Raw genomic sequence first — 16,236 nt, forward strand, 5'->3', positions numbered from 1 at the left:
TGGGCCGGTATTAGTTCCAGCCGCGCAGTTTGGAGTTTAGGCACGTTCCGGCGGTTCCGTGATTTTTTGCACAATATTTGGAATAAACCCCGGTTCCATGGGCCCGGCCGCGGGGTTGGCCGGTTGTCTATGCTTTGTCGTGTGGCGCGCCTTGCCAGTGGGGCACGGGCAGCGCCAGAATGCCGCTATCTGCCCCGCCTGATTGTTAAGGAAGCCCGATGCCTGATCCTGTTGCTGCCAGCTTGCGTCTAGCGCCCGAAGCGCTGACCCGTCCGTTTTCCGCTGAACAGTTCAGCTTCACTACCACCAATGATCTGGAGCCCTTTCGCGGTGTGCTTGGCCAGGAACGTGCGGTCGAAGCCTTGCAGTTCGGTGTGGCCATGCCACGCCCCGGTTACAACGTATTCGTCATGGGCGAGCCCGGCACCGGCCGTTTCTCGTTCGTCAAACGCTACCTGAAGGCCGAAGGCAAGCGCCTGCAGACCCCGGCGGACTGGGTCTATGTCAACAATTTCGATGAACCGCGCGAACCTCGCGCCCTGGAGTTGCCGTCGGGCACTGCCGCTGCATTCATCGGTGACATCAACGGCTTGATCGACAACTTGCTGTCGACTTTTCCCGCCGTGTTCGAACACCCGTCCTACCAGCAGAAGAAAAGTGCCATCGACCGCGCCTTCAACCAGCGCTACGACAAGGCGCTGGACATCATCGAGCGTCTGGCCCTGGAAAAAGACGTCGCCCTTTACCGCGACAGCAGCAACATCGCGTTCACGCCGATGCTCGAAGGCAAGGCGCTGGACGAGGCCGAATTCGCCCAACTGCCGGAAGCCGAGCGCGAGCGTTTCCACGAGGACATTTCCGGCCTCGAAGAACGCTTGAACGAAGAACTCGCGAGCCTGCCGCAATGGAAGCGCGAGTCGAGCAACCAGCTGCGCCAGCTCAACGAAGAAACCATCACGTTGGCCCTGCAACCATTGCTTTCGCCGCTGTCGGAAAAGTACGCGGAAAATGCGGCGGTCTGCGGTTACCTGCAAGCCGTGCAGGTTTACCTGCTGAAAACCGTGGTCGAGCAACTGGTCGATGACAGCAAGACCGATGCGGTCGCACGCAAGCTGCTGGAAGAGCAATACGCGCCGAGCCTGGTGGTCGGGCATCCGAGCAGCGGCGGTGCGCCGGTGGTGTTCGAGCCGCATCCGACGTATGAAAACCTGTTCGGCCGCATCGAATACACCACCGATCAGGGCGCGCTCTACACCACGTATCGCCAATTGCGTCCGGGTGCGCTGCACCGCGCCAACGGTGGTTTCCTGATCCTTGAAGCGGAAAAAATGCTCGGCGAGCCGTTCGTGTGGGATGCGCTCAAGCGCGCCCTGCAATCGCGCAAGCTGAAAATGGAATCGCCACTGGGCGAGATGGGCCGTTTCGCTACCGTGACGCTCAATCCGCAGTTCATTCCGTTGAATGTCAAAGTCATCATCATCGGTGCGCGGTCGCTGTATTACACGTTGCAGGACCTCGATCCGGACTTCCAGGAGATGTTCCGTGTCCTGGTGGATTTCGACGAAGACATCCCGATGGTCGACGAAAGCCTGGAGCAGTTCGCCCAGTTGCTGAAAACCCGTACTTCGGAAGAAGGCATGGCGCCGCTGACCGCCGACGCGGTGGCGCGTCTGGCCACCTACAGTGCGCGTCTGGCCGAGCACCAGGGGCGTTTGTCGGCGCGGATCGGCGATCTGTTCCAGCTGGTCAGCGAGGCGGATTTCATTCGTCACCTGGCCAACGATGAAATGACCGACGCCGGCCACATCGAGCGCGCCCTGAAGGCCAAGGCCACTCGCACCGGGCGTGTGTCGGCGCGAATTCTCGACGACATGCTGGCGGGGATCATCCTGATCGACACCGACGGTGCGGCGGTCGGCAAGTGCAACGGCCTGACGGTGCTCGAAGTCGGCGACTCGGCGTTCGGTGTGCCGGCGCGGATTTCCGCCACGGTGTACCCGGGCGGCAGCGGCATCGTCGACATCGAGCGTGAGGTCAACCTCGGTCAGCCGATCCACTCCAAGGGCGTGATGATCCTCACCGGGTATCTGGGCAGCCGTTACGCCCAGGAATTCCCGCTGGCGATTTCCGCGAGCATCGCGCTGGAGCAATCCTACGGCTACGTCGATGGCGACAGCGCGTCCCTGGGCGAGGCGTGCACGCTGATTTCGGCCTTGTCGAAAACCCCGCTCAAGCAATGCTTTGCGATCACCGGTTCGATCAACCAGTTCGGTGAAGTGCAGGCGGTGGGCGGGGTCAACGAGAAGATCGAAGGCTTCTTCCGCCTCTGCGAAGCACGCGGGTTGACGGGCGAGCAGGGCGCGATCATTCCGCACGCTAACGTGGCCACGCTGATGCTTGATGAAAAGGTGTTGGCGGCGGTGCGCGCAGGGCAGTTCCACGTTTATGCGGTGCGTCAGGCCGACGAAGCGTTGAGCTTGTTGGTGGGCGAGCCTGCCGGTGAGCCGAACGAAGAGGGCGAATTCCCGGAAGGCAGCGTCAACGCACGGGTGGTGGAGCGTCTGCGGGTGATTGCCGAGATGATCAGCGAAGAAGACCTGAAAGAAGCCGAGAAGGAACTGGCGCAGGAGGCGCTGGCCGAGGCCAAACCAGCTTAAGTCAGACTGCAGTCAAAAAAATGGGAGCCTGGTGCTCCCATTTTGTTTTGTCGCGAACGTCGGCAAAAGTGCCATCACTCTGGCGTCAATATTCACACAATGACCATTCGGCGCCTTCTGGTTCTGTGCGGCTTGCGCGGCGGACTTTTCTTCTATTCTCTGCTCAAGGACATCGACAGTATCACGGGATCGAAACAGCCCTTCAGCAAGGGCTGAACACCGGCTTTACCGAGGGTCGCCGCCATGTCGCGCAACCTTTGCCTCACCCGTCAGTGCCTGGGTCTCGTGACCCGTATCGAATGCGCCATCAAGCCGTTGGCCGGCGATAACGGCATGTGGACATTGCTCTTCGCCGCCGGCATGGCCGGCGAACAACCTTCCGCCATCAAGGCTCAGGGCCCGTTTCATGGGCCGATCGCCGCCGAATCGATCCTCGATACCATCGTCGAAAGCCTGACGATGCACGGCTACGAGCTGGCCAATGATCCGCAGATCTGGTCCCTGCACCTGCAAGCCCAGCTACGGCAGATCAACGGTGGACGTGGGCGCAGCATCGGCGTTTTTGACCACTAGCTAGCGCCGATCATGGCGCAGCACCTTGTGTGTGGGCCTTATCGAGTTTGACCTCAAAGCCGTACTGCACGGTGGCGAGGTCGGTTCGCTGATAGGTTTCCACATGCGTCGGGCGGCCGTAGAAATAATGCACGCCGAACAGCGCCGGGCCTTCTGCGCTCGTGTCGTGGCTGACCGAAAGAATCTGTTTCAGGTAGTTGCCACTGTCGTCCTTGACGAAGAATCGCCATTCGTTGGCCGGGAACAGTTTCAGGTCCACCACCAGTGCGTTGTTCCTGATTTCCAGGCCTTTGGGCAACGCCTTGGCTTCGAAGGCCTGCTTCTCCACCGTGGCCAGAAACAGCGGCATCGAGCCGACGGCAATCGCCGGGGTTTCCGGGAACAGGTTCAAGTCATAGGTGATGGTCGCTTGCAGCGGGTCCACCTGATAGGCCTCGGCCGGCAGTTCGATCGGTTCGTTGAGTTTGCCGCTGGTTTTTTCGGTGAAGAACGTCACCGGGCTTTCGCCGGGGGCCAGGTCGTCGCCCAGCAGTTCGTCATTGAAGGTTTTGCGGTGATCGAACTCGATGCGCGCGGCACTGGGCTCCTCCACTGACTGGCGGATATGGATGCTTTTTTTCAGCTCGTCCTCGGTCAGTGACGCACCTTTGAGCCAGTTGGGCGCCTGGTCGTCGTAGACGGTGATCACCAGATCCAGCGGTTGCACGGTTTTCGCCGTGGTGTGCGAGTCGAACTCGCGGACCGGCAGGTCCAGTGGCTTGCGGGTGACGGTGGCTTCGGAAAAGTCCAGAACGCTGACTTCGAGGGTATCGATCGGGCCGTTGAAGTAGACCTTGTTGTAGCGGCGCGGATGCTGTTGCTCGAAGGCGTGCTGGTCGTCGTTCAGCTGTTTTTCCAGTGCTTCGCTCCAGGCTTTTTGCTGTTGCAGGTGCACCAGTTGTTTTTGATAGAAGCCGACCTGCTCGGGGCTCTCGTTGATGGCGCCGGCGCGCACCAGGTACTGGCCGGTCGTGTCGCGGGCCTGGACGATCAGCGGATTGAGCGGGGTGTTGGCGACTTCCGGGGCGAGCGGCAGGCTGTTGCTGAACTCGACTTCGGCGTAGTTCTTTTCCAGCTTCAGCAGGGTCACGCTGAGGTTGGCGTCGGTTCGGGTCTGGCCGATGTCCTTTTTGCCCAGGTCGAAACTGTGCAGGCGTTTCGGGGCGATGACTTCAACCTGGCCTTGCAGGCTCACGGGGCGCGGCCGGGTTTTCTTGTCGACATCCAGGCCTTCGATGAACGGGTAGGTCACGGTCAGGTCATCGGGGTTGGTGACGTTGGAACTGGACGGGCTCAACTGAATGCCCGGATCGGTTTCCGACCATTCCGGCTGGTAGGCGATCACCCGCTTGTTGCTCAACGTCACCGATTGCCATTCCACGCCGTGGGGGAACAGGAACCCGCCGGGAATGTTGAGGTTGAAGGGGAACACCGGTTGCAGGTCGGTGAGGTAGTCGGAGCTGGCATCCTTGTGCAGCACGAACAGGCCGTTGATGAAGGTGTCGACCAGCGCCTGAGGCGTCGGGTAATGCTTGAGCACGCCGAGGGCGTCTTCGCCGTATTCGGTTCTGGGCGGTTTGTTGTCGAGTCGTTGCTGCGCGCGCTCCAGCAGCAGTAACGAGCCGCCTAGTTCGGTCACGGCATCCTTGAGTTTCGGGTCGGTGATCGCGTCCAGCGACTGTTCGAACTGTGCAGTCTTTTCTTCGAGGCTGAGCGGGTGTTTTTCCTCACCGGGCGAGCAGCCGCCGATCATCAGGGCGAAGCAAATTCCGGCAGTCGTTAACGGCAATCGCACATCCATTTCCAGTCGTCCTGTCCACTGTCGCTGGGCTGTCAATGGTTTGGACACTAGCAGAAAAACTTTGTCACACACACGCAGGTAGCGGATTTCCGGGCGGTTTCTGGCTGTCATGGGGGACTGGTATACTCGCCGCCGATTACAACCCCCCTTGTGTGAGAGTCAATGGAACGCTTTATCGAAAATGCAATGTACGCCTCGCGCTGGCTGCTGGCGCCGATCTATATCGGGCTGTCTCTCGGGCTGCTGGCGCTGGCATTGAAATTCTTCCAGGAAGTGTTTCATGTCATTCCCAACGTGTTCTCCATGGCCGAGTCCGAGCTGATTCTGGTGCTGCTGTCGCTGATCGACATGGCGCTGGTGGGCGGTTTGCTGGTGATGGTGATGATTTCCGGCTACGAGAACTTCGTGTCCGAGCTGAACATCGACGAAGGCAAAGAGAAGCTCAGTTGGCTGGGCACCATGGACTCCTCGTCGCTGAAGATGAAAGTGGCGGCGTCGATCGTGGCGATTTCCTCGATCCATCTGCTGCGGATCTTCATGGATGCCAAGAACGTCGATCCCGAGCATCTGATGTGGTACGTGATCATCCACATGACTTTCGTGATCTCGGCGTTTGCCATGGGTTATCTGGACAAACTCACCAAGCACTGATGAGTTGTCAAAGGCTGTAACAAAACCGCCCGTCTGTTGCGAAACAGACGGGCGGTGTCGTTTATGGCTTGTGCTTTGTAGCGCCGAGGCATATCCCTGTAGGCGTCCCGGCTCGCCACTGTGTGAGGTGCGTTCATGAACCTGCAAGAATTGAATGCGTTTGCCATCGCCAAGAAGGTCGATGAGTTGAACCTGATCTCCATGGAGGGCGGCATCTATCTGCTGGAGGCGCGCATGCATGGCGCGGCGTACCCGCTGAGTGATCCACAGGGCAAGATGCTGATGCTGCGCTCGGTGGAGCATGCGCGGGATGTGCTTCACAGCTTTCCGGTGCTGCCGTTCAATCTCGTTCACACCTCGGTGCACGATGAAATGTGCGGTCTGGGCGCCAGCGGTGAAGAAAGCCTGAAAGTCCCGCTGGCCTGGCGCTCGGCACTGTAGGCCCGAGGGTCTGATCAATGCCGGAACAACTGTGCTAGTCTGCTCGCCCTTTTGGTTCCGGGCGCGCCGGGACGCGCTGTGCACGCACGGCATGTCCTGAGGCCGTCCGCACAGCGGAGCAGTGTCATGTCCGAAGTAAATCTGTCCACCGACGAAACCCGCGTCAGCTACGGTATCGGCCGTCAGCTGGGTGACCAGCTGCGCGACAACCCGCCACCGGGTGTCAGCCTGGACGCCATCCTGGCCGGTCTGACCGACGCATTCGCCGGCAAGCCAAGCCGTGTGGGTCAGGACGAATTGTCCGCCAGCTTCAAAGTGATCCGCGAGATCATGCAAGCCGAAGCCGCTGCCAAGGCTGAAGCCGCCGCTGGCGAAGGTCGTGCGTTCCTGGCTGAAAACGCCAAGAAAGACGGCATCACCACCCTGGCTTCCGGTCTGCAATTCGAAGTGCTGACTCAGGGCGAAGGCGCCAAGCCATCCCGTGAAGACACCGTGCGTACTCACTACCACGGCACGCTGATCGACGGCACCGTATTCGACAGCTCCTACGAGCGTGGCCAGCCTGCTGAATTCCCGGTTGGCGGCGTAATCGCCGGCTGGACCGAAGCCCTGCAACTGATGAATGCCGGCAGCAAATGGCGTCTGTACGTGCCGAGCGAACTGGCTTACGGCGCTCAAGGCGTTGGCAGCATCCCGCCGCACAGCGTTCTGGTGTTCGACGTCGAGCTGCTCGACGTTCTGTAATCCCGTTACCCTGCACAAGCGTGGCTTGTGCAGGGTTTCTCCGCCGTTCTCATACTTCGATCTTGTGATGCAGCTCACTGGTCGGGCGCAACGCCCGGGCATAGCAGAACAGGAACAGATTGCGCACCAGCTCCTTGAGCACCAACGGTTCACTGGAACTCAGGCCGCTGACGTCCAGATCCCCTTGATCCTGCAACTCGTGCAGGGCTTCTTCTTCCAGCACCGCGCAGACTTCACCGGTTTCCCGATGCAGAATCCTGAGGTACGGGTGCGGGCGATCCAGCCAGGCGTCGATCAAATAAGTCATGGTTCTCATCTCCATTGAAAGGGTTTCAATGAGAATAATTCTTATTCGTCAAATAGCAAGCGTCTATTGGCGGTTCGTGATTTTTTATGGGTAAAGATTGCGTAAGGTCAAAACGACTGGCGTTTGGCTACTGCGTGGATTTGCTGGCGAGGCGGGGGGAGGGCGAAGCTCCATCCCGCGACGGGCGCGGGATGGAAGACAGCATATTCAGACTTTTCTGACGAACTCGGATTTGAGTTTCATCGGGCCGATGCCGTCGATCTTGCAGTCGATGTCGTGGTCGCCGTCACACAGGCGGATGTTCTTGACCTTGGTGCCGACCTTGACCACCAGCGAAGTGCCCTTGACCTTCAGGTCCTTGATCACGGTGATGGTGTCGCCGTCCTGCAGGACGTTGCCGACCGAGTCTTTCTTCACGGCATCATCGGACGCCACTTCGGCTTCGCCGCCGGCAGACCACTCGTGGGCGCACTCCGGGCACACCAGTTGGGTGCCGTCTTCGTAGGTGTATTCGGAATTGCATTTCGGGCAGGGTGGCAACGTGCTCACTAAGGCTCCTTGGAGAGGGGGTCGTTAAAAGTCGCACATTGTATAAGGTTTTAGCCGCAGATGGCAGGCAACAAAAAACCGCAGGCTCCGACGGAGGCTGCGGTTTCTTGATGACAAGGCGTTGATCAGTGCGTGCGGGCGACCGCGAACTCGCTCAATTCAACCAGTGCATCGCGGTATTCGCTGGCCGGCAGCGTTTCGAGGCACTTGATCGCACGGGCCACGTAGTCACGGGCCAGCTGTGCGGTGTATTCCAGAGAGCCGGACGCTTCCACGGCGATGCGGATGCTTTCCAGGTCTTCGATTCCGCCTTTCTGGATCGCCTGGCGTACCAGTGCGGCTTGCTCCGGTGTACCTTCGCGCATGGTGTAGATCAGCGGCAGGGTCGGCTTGCCTTCGGCCAGATCGTCACCGACGTTCTTGCCCAGGGTTTCGGCGTCGCCCTTGTAGTCGAGCAGGTCGTCGACCAGTTGGAACGCCACGCCCAGGTGATCACCGAAGGTGCGCAGGGCTTCGCTCTGCTCGGCGGTCGCACCGGCCAGTGCCGCGGCGCTGTGGGTCGACGCTTCGAAAAGCATCGCGGTCTTGCCGCGGATGACTTCCATGTAGGTTTCTTCGGTGGTGCTGGCGTCGCGAACCTTGGACAACTGCAGCACTTCGCCTTCGGCGATGATGCGCGTGGCCTGGGACAGGATCTTCATCACCGGCATCGAACCCAGTTCGACCATCATTTCGAACGAGCGCGAGTACAGGAAATCGCCGACCAGCACGCTCGGGGCGTTGCCCCACATGGCGTTGGCGGTCGAACGGCCACGGCGCATGCCGGACATGTCGACCACGTCGTCATGCAGCAGGGTGGCGGTGTGCAGGAATTCGATGGTGGCGGCCAGCAGGCGCATGTCGTCGCCTTCGCGACCCAGGGCCTTGCCACACAGCAGCACCAATAAAGGACGCAGGCGTTTTCCGCCGGCCGACGTGATGTAATCGCCGATTTTCGATACCAGCGGCACTCGGGAAGTCAGCTGCTTCTTGATGATGCCGTCGACGGCGCTAAAATCGTCCGCCACCGCGCGGTAGAAAGCTTGGGGTTGCATCAGCGACAGGTGCTCCAGAAGGGTTGCGCGGCATGCTAGGACCCACGTCCGGGCCTGTCAAGGCGCGATGGACGGCCACTTGCATGACTCTTGTAGCTTGCGTACAATCGCGCACCCTGAACTTCCTGGGCAGCACCTGCCTTACGCAATTGCAATCGGGCCTCCAGCCCAATGCAGCCATGCCAGCCAATACCTCTTCTTATAAAGAGCTGGGTGAGCAGGATTATCGGAGAAATACCATGTCTTATGCAGTAATCGTTACTGGTGGCAAGCAGTACAAAGTTGCACCAGGTGAATACCTGAAGATCGAAAAACTGGAAGTCGCTACTGGCGAATCCGTAACTTTTGATCGCGTTCTGTTGGTTGCCAATGGCGACGACGTGAATATCGGCGCTCCAGTTGTTGCTGGCGCTACCGTTGTGGCTGAAGTGATCTCCCAAGGTCGTCACGATAAAGTTCGCATCATCAAGTTCCGTCGTCGTAAGCACCACATGAAGCGTATGGGCCACCGCCAGTGGTACACCGAGATCAAAATCACCGGTATTCAGGCTTAATTTCAGCCTAATTCCTCACTAGGAGAATTGACTCATGGCACACAAAAAAGCTGGTGGTAGTACCCGTAACGGTCGCGACTCAGAAGCCAAACGCCTTGGCGTGAAGATGTATGGCGGCCAGGTCATCAAGGCCGGCAACATCATCGTGCGTCAGCGCGGCACCCAATTCCACGCTGGCTACGGCGTTGGCATGGGTAAAGATCACACCCTCTTCGCGAAAATCGAAGGCGTGATCAAGTTTGAAGTAAAAGGCGCCTTCGGTCGTCGTTACGTGAGCGTAATCGCAGCCTAACTGCGAGAGTGCTGGAGAAGCCCTGTCTTGCGACGGGGCTTTTTCGTTTGTGGGGTGAGTCTCTTGCAAAGCTGTTTGTATGGGCTGCCGGCGTGCGATGCAGGTCGTGGATTGGGGTCGCTGCGCTCATTTTTGCAAGAGTCTTATGTCTTGATTGTTTTTCGGCTCGTCCGTACGGCGAGAGGCGTTGGTTATGAAGTTTGTTGATGAAGTATCGATTCGCGTAAAAGCTGGCGACGGTGGCAATGGCGCCATGAGTTTCCGTCGGGAAAAATTCATTGAAAACGGTGGCCCGAACGGCGGTGACGGCGGTGACGGCGGTTCCATCTTCATGATGGCCGACGAAAACCTGAACACCCTGGTGGACTACCGCTACACCCGGCATTTCGACGCTGAGCGTGGTTCCAACGGCGGCAGCACCGACTGCACCGGCAAGAAGGGTGAAGACCTGATCCTGCGCGTGCCGGTCGGCACCACGGTAATCGACTCCGCTACTCAGGAAGTCATCGGCGACCTGACCAAGGCCGGTCAGAAACTGATGGTGGTTCAGGGCGGCTGGCACGGTCTGGGCAACACCCGTTTCAAATCCAGTACCAACCGTGCGCCGCGTCAGACCACGCCGGGCAAGCCGGGCGAGCAGCGCGACCTGAAACTGGAAATGAAGGTTCTGGCCGACGTCGGTCTGCTGGGCCTGCCGAACGCCGGTAAAAGTACCTTTATCCGTTCGGTATCGGCTGCCAAGCCGAAAGTCGCCGATTACCCGTTCACCACGCTGGTGCCAAACCTGGGTGTGGTCAGCGTCGATCGCTGGAAAAGCTTCGTCATCGCCGACATTCCGGGTCTGATCGAAGGTGCTTCCGACGGTGCCGGTCTCGGTATCCGTTTCCTCAAGCACTTGGCGCGTACCCGTCTGCTGCTGCACCTCGTGGACATGGCGCCGCTGGATGATGCCAGTGCACCGGATGCCGCTGAAGTGATCGTCAACGAGCTGATCAAGTTCAGCCCGTCACTGGCCGAGCGTGATCGCTGGCTGGTGCTGAACAAGTGCGACCAGATCCTTGAAGAAGAGCACGATGCTCGCGTCAAGGAAATCGTCGATCGTCTGGAGTGGACCGGTCCGGTCTACGTGATCTCGGCCATCTCCAAGCTGGGTACCGAGCGTCTTTGCCACGACATCATGCGTTATATGGAAGATCGTGCCGATCGCCTGGCCAATGACCCGGCCTACAAGGAAGAGCTGGCCGATCTCGATCAGCGCATCGAAGACGAAGCCCGTGCTCAGTTGCAGGCGCTGGATGACAAGCGTGCCCTGCGTCGCAGCGGCGTGAAGTCGGTCCACGATATCGGCGACGATGACTGGGACGAAGAAGATGTGGATGACGAAGACGGTCCGGAAATCATTTACGTGCGTGACTGATTCGTTGAAGTAAACTTAAGCGCCGCTCAATCGAGCGGCGTTTTAGTATCTGGAAATCGATCGTTGGTCACGAATAACCACGAATAACGTCACGGGCAGCGCTGGGTCGCGCTGCCCTCAAGCTAAGGTTGAAGATGATGCGGAGCAAAGTGACAGGTGCGCAGCGTTGGGTCGTGAAGATCGGCAGCGCTTTGCTGACAGCGGATGGCAAGGGGCTTGATCGCGCGGCAATGGGTGTCTGGGTCGAGCAGATGGTGGCCTTGCATGAGGCTGGCGTCGAGTTGGTGCTGGTGTCCTCCGGGGCGGTGGCGGCCGGCATGAGCCGCTTGGGCTGGACCGCACGACCCAGTGCGATGCACGAGCTCCAGGCCGCTGCTGCAATCGGTCAGATGGGCTTGGTGCAGGCCTGGGAATCGAGCTTTGCCGAGCATGGCCGGCACACCGCGCAGATTCTCCTGACTCACGACGACCTGTCCGATCGCAAGCGCTACCTGAACGCCCGCAGCACCTTGCGTGCGCTGGTCGAGCTGAAGGTCATCCCGGTGATCAACGAAAACGACACTGTGGTCACCGACGAAATCCGTTTCGGCGACAACGACACGCTCGCCGCGCTGGTGGCCAACCTGGTCGAGGCTGATCTGCTGGTGATCCTGACGGATCGCGACGGCATGTTCGATGCCGATCCACGCAACAATCCTGACGCACAGCTGATTTACGAGGCGCGCGCCGATGATCCGAGCCTGGATGCGGTGGCGGGTGGCACCGGCGGTGCGCTGGGTCGTGGCGGCATGCAGACCAAGTTGCGCGCGGCGCGTCTGGCGGCCCGTTCCGGGGCGCACACCATTATTGTCGGTGGGCGTCTGGAGCGAGTGCTCGATCGTCTGAAAGCGGGCGAGCGAATCGGTACGTTGCTGTCGCCTGAGCGCGGGATGCTGGCGGCACGCAAGCAGTGGCTGGCCGGGCATCTTCAAACTCGTGGCACGCTGGTGCTGGATGATGGTGCGGTCTCGGCGTTGTCCCAGGGCAACAAAAGCTTGCTGCCGGTCGGCGTCAAGTTGGTGCAGGGCAGTTTCCGTCGCGGCGAAATGGTGGTTTGCGTGGCGCCGGACGGTCGAGAAATCGCCCGTGGCCTGGCCAACTACAGCGCGCTGGAAGCACAAAAAATCATCGGTCAGTCGTCAGATGCGATTGTCGGTTTGCTGGGTTACATGGCTGAGCCGGAACTGGTTCACCGTGACAACCTGATTCTTGTTTGAGGAAACGCGCAATGCGCATGGCAAAAGGATTGTTGGGCTTGCTGATGGCGTTGCCATTGCTGGCCTCGGCCGAGGAAATCGGCCAGGTATCGACGGTGTTCAAGTTTGTCGGGCCGAACGACCGGATTGTGGTCGAGGCGTTCGATGATCCGAAAGTCGAGGGTGTGACCTGTTATCTGTCGCGCGCCAAGACTGGTGGCGTGAAGGGTGGCTTGGGGTTGGCCGAGGATCGTGCCGAGGCGTCCATTGCTTGTCGTCAGGTGGGTTCTATCAACTTCAAGGGTGAGTTGAAGGATGGCGAAGAGGTGTTCAAGGAGCGCACTTCGCTGGTGTTCAAGACCATGCAGGTGGTGCGTTTCCTCGACAAGAAGCGCAATACGCTGGTGTATCTGGTCTATAGCGATCGCCTGATCGAGGGTAGTCCGCAGAATGCGGTGACAGCGATCCCGATTCTGCCGTGGGCGCCAGTCCATTAATTTGGGCGTAAATAAAAAGAGGAGCCGGTTGGCTCCTCTTTTTTTTGCGTTGTTTTCAGCAAATCGCAGGCAATAAAAAACCGACCCTGGGGTCGGTTTTTTAATGACTACGTCGCTTAGGCAGCTTCTTTCAGTGCCTTGACGTGGCCATTCAGACGGCTCTTATGACGAGCAGCCTTGTTCTTGTGGATGATGCCTTTATCGGCCATACGGTCGATAACTGGCACAGCCAGAACGTATGCAGCTTGAGCTTTTTCAGCGTCTTTTGCGTCGATGGCTTTAACTACATTCTTGATGTAGGTGCGAACCATGGAACGCAGGCTGGCGTTGTGGCTGCGACGCTTCTCAGCCTGTTTTGCACGTTTTTTGGCGGAAGGTGAGTTGGCCACCGTCGAGCTCCTCGAAAGACTTTTTAGGAAATAGCAAACAAAATAGGCCGCGAATCATGCCGATGAAGAGAAGTCTTGTCAAGGGCGGTCGAAACGTTCCGCTAAGTGGTAGGTTCCGACCCCATGAAAACTACTGCGCTCGACAATACTGCGTTGAAATCAGGCTCGAAATGCTCATTGACGTTCGTCAACTCCGCTTTCTCGCCTGTTTTCGCCTTGTCTTGCCTTCGCTCGTCACGTTTTCATGCGGTCGGTGGCTCAGAATATTTATTTCCGGCGCTTGACCTGTAAACTCGCGAGCTTTGGCTCTGTGCTGTTGCGGCGCGGAGTATCGCACAAGTAGGCGCATTGTTCGCCTGCTGTTTATCGACAGGCACAAATTCCTTCAATGAATCTGCTCAAATCGTTGGCCGCCGTCAGCTCTATCACGATGCTTTCCCGGATTCTCGGGTTTGTCCGCGACACGCTCATTGCGCGTACATTCGGCGCCGGAATGGCGACAGACGCCTTCTTCATCGCCTTCAAACTGCCCAATCTGCTGCGGCGAATCTTCGCCGAGGGTGCATTTTCCCAGGCGTTTGTGCCGATTCTTGCCGAATACAAAAGTCAGAAGGGTGAGGAGGCGACCCGTACCTTCATTGCCTATGTGACGGGACTTCTGACGCTGGTTCTGGCGCTGGTGACGGCGCTGGGCATGATTGCCGCGCCCTGGGTGATCTGGGCCACCGCCCCCGGTTTTGCCAACACGCCGGAAAAATTCCAGCTGACCTCTGACCTGCTGCGAGTGACCTTCCCCTATATATTGCTGATCTCCCTGTCATCTCTGGCGGGTGCGATTCTCAATACCTGGAACCGTTTCTCGGTGCCGGCGTTCGTGCCGACCCTGCTCAACGTCAGCATGATCGTGTTTTCGCTGTTCCTGACGCCGTACTTCGATCCACCGGTCATGGCGCTCGGCTGGGCGGTGCTGGTTGGCGGTCTGGCGCAGTTGCTCTATCAACTGCCGCACCTGAAAAAGATCGGCATGCTGGTGCTGCCACGCCTGAATCTGCGCGATACCGGTGTCTGGCGGGTGATGAAGCAGATGTTGCCGGCGATCATCGGTGTTTCGGTCAGCCAGATTTCCCTGATCATCAACACCATCTTCGCCTCGTTTCTGGTGGCGGGCTCGGTGTCGTGGATGTACTACGCCGACCGCCTGATGGAATTGCCGTCCGGCGTGCTGGGTGTGGCGCTGGGCACGATTCTGCTGCCGACATTGGCCAAGACCTACGCCAGCAAGGACCGTCACGAGTACTCGCGGATTCTCGACTGGGGCCTGCGGCTGTGCTTCGTACTGGTGTTGCCGTGTGCTTTGGCGCTGGGGATTCTGGCCGAGCCGTTGACGGTTTCGCTGTTCCAGTATGGCCAGTTCAGCGGGTTTGACGCCGCCATGACCCAGCGCGCGTTGATTGCCTACTCTGTCGGTCTGCTCGGCATTATCGTGATCAAAGTGCTGGCGCCGGGCTTCTATGCGCAACAGAACATCCGCACACCGGTAAAAATTGCAATCTTCACCCTGGTGGTCACGCAGTTGTTCAACCTGGTGCTGATCGGTCCGCTGGCGCACGCCGGGCTGGCGTTGGCGATCAGCGCCGGCGCCTGTCTGAATGCCGGGCTGCTGTTCTATCAACTGCGCAAGCAGCAGATGTATCAACCGCAGCCGGGCTGGCTGAAGTTCGGTTTCAAGCTGGTGGTCGCCGTGGCGGTGATGTCGGCGGTGCTGTTGATCGGCATGCATTTCATGCCCGCGTGGGATCAGGGCCACATGCTGGAACGCTTCGTGCGCCTGGGCGCCTTGGTGGTTGCCGGCGTGGTGGCGTATTTCGGCATGTTGCTGCTGCTCGGTTTCCGCCTGCGCGACTTCAATCGCAAGGCGTTGAGCTGAGGTTTTACCCCTGAAAAACGGGCGCGAGCCGGCAGTTTTGTCGGCTCGATCACTTTGGGTTACGGTGTTGCCTGTCGTCTGCCGCCGGGTGTGGTTATAATCGGCCACTTTATGAGCAAGAAGCGCGTTATGCAGCTGGTTCGAGGCCTTCACAACTTGCGCCCCCAGCATCGGGGCTGCGTCGCCACTATTGGCAACTTTGACGGTGTTCACCGTGGTCACCAGGCTATCCTGGCCCGACTGCGTGAGCGTGCGCTCGAGTTGGGCGTACCCAGCTGCGTGGTGATTTTCGAGCCGCAGCCACGGGAATTCTTTGCCCCGGAGACCGCGCCGGCGCGTCTGGCCCGGTTGCGCGACAAGCTGCAACTGCTGGCCGCCGAAGGTGTTGACCGGGTCTTGTGCCTGGCCTTCAACCAGCGCCTGAGCAAGCTCAGTGCCAGTGAATTCGTCGACACCATCCTCGTTGATGGCCTCGGCGTGCAGCATCTGGAAGTCGGTGACGATTTCCGTTTCGGCTGCGACCGTCTCGGCGATTTCGATTTTCTGTTGCAGGCCGGGCAGGTTCACGGTTTTACCGTGGAAGCCGCGCAAACCGTCGAGCTGGACGGCATTCGTGTCAGCAGCACTCAGGTGCGCAATGCGTTGGCCGCCGCCGATTTTGCTTTGGCTGAGCGTCTGCTCGGTCGCCCGTACCGAATTGCCGGTCGCGTGCTGCATGGCCAGAAACTGGCCCGCCAACTGGGTACGCCCACGGCGAACATTCAACTGAAGCGCCGTCGCGTGCCGTTCACCGGGGTTTACCTGGTCGACGTCGACATCAACGGCAAGACCTGGCCCGGCGTCGCCAATATCGGCGTGCGGCCCACGGTGCAAGGTGATGGCAAGGCCCACCTTGAAGTCCATCTTTTAGATTTTGCCGGCGATCTGTATGACCGGCGTTTGACGGTGGTTTTCCACCAGAAGCTGCGTGAAGAGCAGCGTTTCGCCTCCCTGGAGGCATTGAAAACGGCGATCAGCGCGGATGTCGCCGCCGCCCGTGCACTAGCCGCACCTAGCGCCCATCGCTAAT

At 59.3% G+C, this 16,236-nt stretch carries 17 protein-coding genes; 12 read left to right on the forward strand and 5 right to left on the reverse strand.

Annotated elements, in window-relative coordinates; all coding sequences use genetic code 11:
- The first annotated feature begins 218 nt into the window (after positions 1-218).
- A complete protein-coding gene (locus AC1RMX_RS21995; RefSeq protein WP_493073010.1) occupies positions 219-2,657 on the forward strand; it encodes a Lon protease family protein in 2,439 nt (812 codons plus the stop codon).
- A 243-nt stretch (positions 2,658-2,900) separates the two neighbouring features.
- Positions 2,901-3,230, forward strand: coding sequence for a PA4575 family protein (locus tag AC1RMX_RS22000; protein ID WP_085732860.1), 330 nt, complete (start codon positions 2,901-2,903; stop codon positions 3,228-3,230).
- Positions 3,231-3,240: 10 nt separating this feature from the next.
- On the opposite strand, the gene AC1RMX_RS22005 is transcribed toward AC1RMX_RS22000, so the two are convergent.
- Positions 3,241-5,070, reverse strand: coding sequence for a hypothetical protein (locus tag AC1RMX_RS22005; RefSeq protein WP_493073011.1), 1,830 nt, complete (start codon positions 5,068-5,070; stop codon positions 3,241-3,243).
- Between the two features lie 162 nt (positions 5,071-5,232).
- On the opposite strand from AC1RMX_RS22005, the gene AC1RMX_RS22010 reads away from it, so the two are divergent.
- The 3 genes from AC1RMX_RS22010 (at position 5,233) to bamJ (ending at position 6,906) form a co-directional block, all read left to right on the forward strand.
- Positions 5,233-5,721, forward strand: a complete 489-nt coding sequence (locus AC1RMX_RS22010; protein WP_096820858.1) for a TIGR00645 family protein — start codon at positions 5,233-5,235, stop codon at positions 5,719-5,721.
- 135 nt (positions 5,722-5,856) lie between these two features.
- Positions 5,857-6,162 carry a DUF6482 family protein gene (locus tag AC1RMX_RS22015; RefSeq protein WP_096820859.1) on the forward strand — a complete coding sequence of 102 codons (306 nt, stop codon included), beginning with the start codon at positions 5,857-5,859 and terminating at the stop codon, positions 6,160-6,162.
- A gap of 126 nt (positions 6,163-6,288) precedes the next feature.
- The gene (gene bamJ / locus AC1RMX_RS22020; RefSeq protein WP_096820860.1) at positions 6,289-6,906 is read left to right on the forward strand and encodes a BamJ family beta-barrel-assembly machinery protein; all 618 of its coding nucleotides are present in this window, start codon (positions 6,289-6,291) and stop codon (positions 6,904-6,906) included.
- A gap of 49 nt (positions 6,907-6,955) precedes the next feature.
- Here bamJ and AC1RMX_RS22025 read toward each other — a convergent pair whose 3' ends face one another.
- From AC1RMX_RS22025 to AC1RMX_RS22035, 3 genes are all read right to left on the reverse strand, one after another.
- Entirely contained in the window at positions 6,956-7,213 is a 258-nt protein-coding gene (locus tag AC1RMX_RS22025; protein WP_039771721.1) for a PA4570 family protein, read from the reverse strand.
- 207 nt (positions 7,214-7,420) lie between these two features.
- Complete coding sequence (locus tag AC1RMX_RS22030; protein ID WP_007950963.1) at positions 7,421-7,762, reverse strand: zinc ribbon domain-containing protein YjdM; 342 nt, start codon at positions 7,760-7,762, stop codon at positions 7,421-7,423.
- A 125-nt stretch (positions 7,763-7,887) separates the two neighbouring features.
- Entirely contained in the window at positions 7,888-8,856 is a 969-nt protein-coding gene (locus tag AC1RMX_RS22035) for a polyprenyl synthetase family protein (RefSeq protein ID WP_102621104.1), read from the reverse strand.
- A 239-nt stretch (positions 8,857-9,095) separates the two neighbouring features.
- On the opposite strand from AC1RMX_RS22035, the gene rplU reads away from it, so the two are divergent.
- The 5 genes from rplU (at position 9,096) to AC1RMX_RS22060 (ending at position 12,851) form a co-directional block, all read left to right on the forward strand.
- Complete coding sequence (gene rplU, locus AC1RMX_RS22040; RefSeq protein ID WP_007950961.1) at positions 9,096-9,410, forward strand: 50S ribosomal protein L21; 315 nt, start codon at positions 9,096-9,098, stop codon at positions 9,408-9,410.
- Between the two features lie 34 nt (positions 9,411-9,444).
- The gene (gene rpmA / locus AC1RMX_RS22045) at positions 9,445-9,702 is read left to right on the forward strand and encodes a 50S ribosomal protein L27 (protein ID WP_016773121.1); all 258 of its coding nucleotides are present in this window, start codon (positions 9,445-9,447) and stop codon (positions 9,700-9,702) included.
- A gap of 193 nt (positions 9,703-9,895) precedes the next feature.
- Complete coding sequence (gene cgtA / locus AC1RMX_RS22050; protein ID WP_096820862.1) at positions 9,896-11,119, forward strand: Obg family GTPase CgtA; 1,224 nt, start codon at positions 9,896-9,898, stop codon at positions 11,117-11,119.
- A gap of 137 nt (positions 11,120-11,256) precedes the next feature.
- Positions 11,257-12,375: a glutamate 5-kinase gene (gene proB, locus AC1RMX_RS22055; RefSeq protein WP_085689726.1), complete on the forward strand. Its 1,119-nt coding sequence runs from the start codon at positions 11,257-11,259 to the stop codon at positions 12,373-12,375.
- Positions 12,376-12,386: 11 nt separating this feature from the next.
- Positions 12,387-12,851 carry a CreA family protein gene (locus AC1RMX_RS22060; RefSeq protein WP_102621102.1) on the forward strand — a complete coding sequence of 155 codons (465 nt, stop codon included), beginning with the start codon at positions 12,387-12,389 and terminating at the stop codon, positions 12,849-12,851.
- Between the two features lie 116 nt (positions 12,852-12,967).
- Here AC1RMX_RS22060 and rpsT read toward each other — a convergent pair whose 3' ends face one another.
- Entirely contained in the window at positions 12,968-13,240 is a 273-nt protein-coding gene (rpsT, locus tag AC1RMX_RS22065; RefSeq protein ID WP_003228351.1) for a 30S ribosomal protein S20, read from the reverse strand.
- 388 nt (positions 13,241-13,628) lie between these two features.
- Here rpsT and murJ point away from each other — a divergent pair, with 388 nt between their 5' ends.
- Positions 13,629-15,167: a murein biosynthesis integral membrane protein MurJ gene (gene murJ / locus AC1RMX_RS22070; RefSeq protein ID WP_102621101.1), complete on the forward strand. Its 1,539-nt coding sequence runs from the start codon at positions 13,629-13,631 to the stop codon at positions 15,165-15,167.
- A gap of 129 nt (positions 15,168-15,296) precedes the next feature.
- The gene (ribF, locus tag AC1RMX_RS22075) at positions 15,297-16,235 is read left to right on the forward strand and encodes a bifunctional riboflavin kinase/FAD synthetase (protein WP_493073013.1); all 939 of its coding nucleotides are present in this window, start codon (positions 15,297-15,299) and stop codon (positions 16,233-16,235) included.
- Position 16,236: the final 1 nt, after the last annotated feature.

This window comes from Pseudomonas sp. GW822-FHT03F04, from assembly GCF_058801405.1.

Coding starts and splice junctions, on each gene's coding strand:
- ribF (WP_493073013.1), top strand. CDS start 15,297: ATGCAGCTGGTTCGAGGCCTTCACAACTTGCGCCCCCAGCATCGGGGC.
- AC1RMX_RS22035 (WP_102621104.1), bottom strand. CDS start 8,856: ATGCAACCCCAAGCTTTCTACCGCGCGGTGGCGGACGATTTTAGCGCC.
- rplU (WP_007950961.1), top strand. CDS start 9,096: ATGTCTTATGCAGTAATCGTTACTGGTGGCAAGCAGTACAAAGTTGCA.
- AC1RMX_RS22010 (WP_096820858.1), top strand. CDS start 5,233: ATGGAACGCTTTATCGAAAATGCAATGTACGCCTCGCGCTGGCTGCTG.
- cgtA (WP_096820862.1), top strand. CDS start 9,896: ATGAAGTTTGTTGATGAAGTATCGATTCGCGTAAAAGCTGGCGACGGT.
- AC1RMX_RS22060 (WP_102621102.1), top strand. CDS start 12,387: ATGCGCATGGCAAAAGGATTGTTGGGCTTGCTGATGGCGTTGCCATTG.
- AC1RMX_RS22005 (WP_493073011.1), bottom strand. CDS start 5,070: ATGGATGTGCGATTGCCGTTAACGACTGCCGGAATTTGCTTCGCCCTG.
- proB (WP_085689726.1), top strand. CDS start 11,257: ATGCGGAGCAAAGTGACAGGTGCGCAGCGTTGGGTCGTGAAGATCGGC.
- AC1RMX_RS22000 (WP_085732860.1), top strand. CDS start 2,901: ATGTCGCGCAACCTTTGCCTCACCCGTCAGTGCCTGGGTCTCGTGACC.
- AC1RMX_RS22025 (WP_039771721.1), bottom strand. CDS start 7,213: ATGACTTATTTGATCGACGCCTGGCTGGATCGCCCGCACCCGTACCTC.
- AC1RMX_RS21995 (WP_493073010.1), top strand. CDS start 219: ATGCCTGATCCTGTTGCTGCCAGCTTGCGTCTAGCGCCCGAAGCGCTG.
- bamJ (WP_096820860.1), top strand. CDS start 6,289: ATGTCCGAAGTAAATCTGTCCACCGACGAAACCCGCGTCAGCTACGGT.
- rpmA (WP_016773121.1), top strand. CDS start 9,445: ATGGCACACAAAAAAGCTGGTGGTAGTACCCGTAACGGTCGCGACTCA.
- AC1RMX_RS22015 (WP_096820859.1), top strand. CDS start 5,857: ATGAACCTGCAAGAATTGAATGCGTTTGCCATCGCCAAGAAGGTCGAT.
- murJ (WP_102621101.1), top strand. CDS start 13,629: ATGAATCTGCTCAAATCGTTGGCCGCCGTCAGCTCTATCACGATGCTT.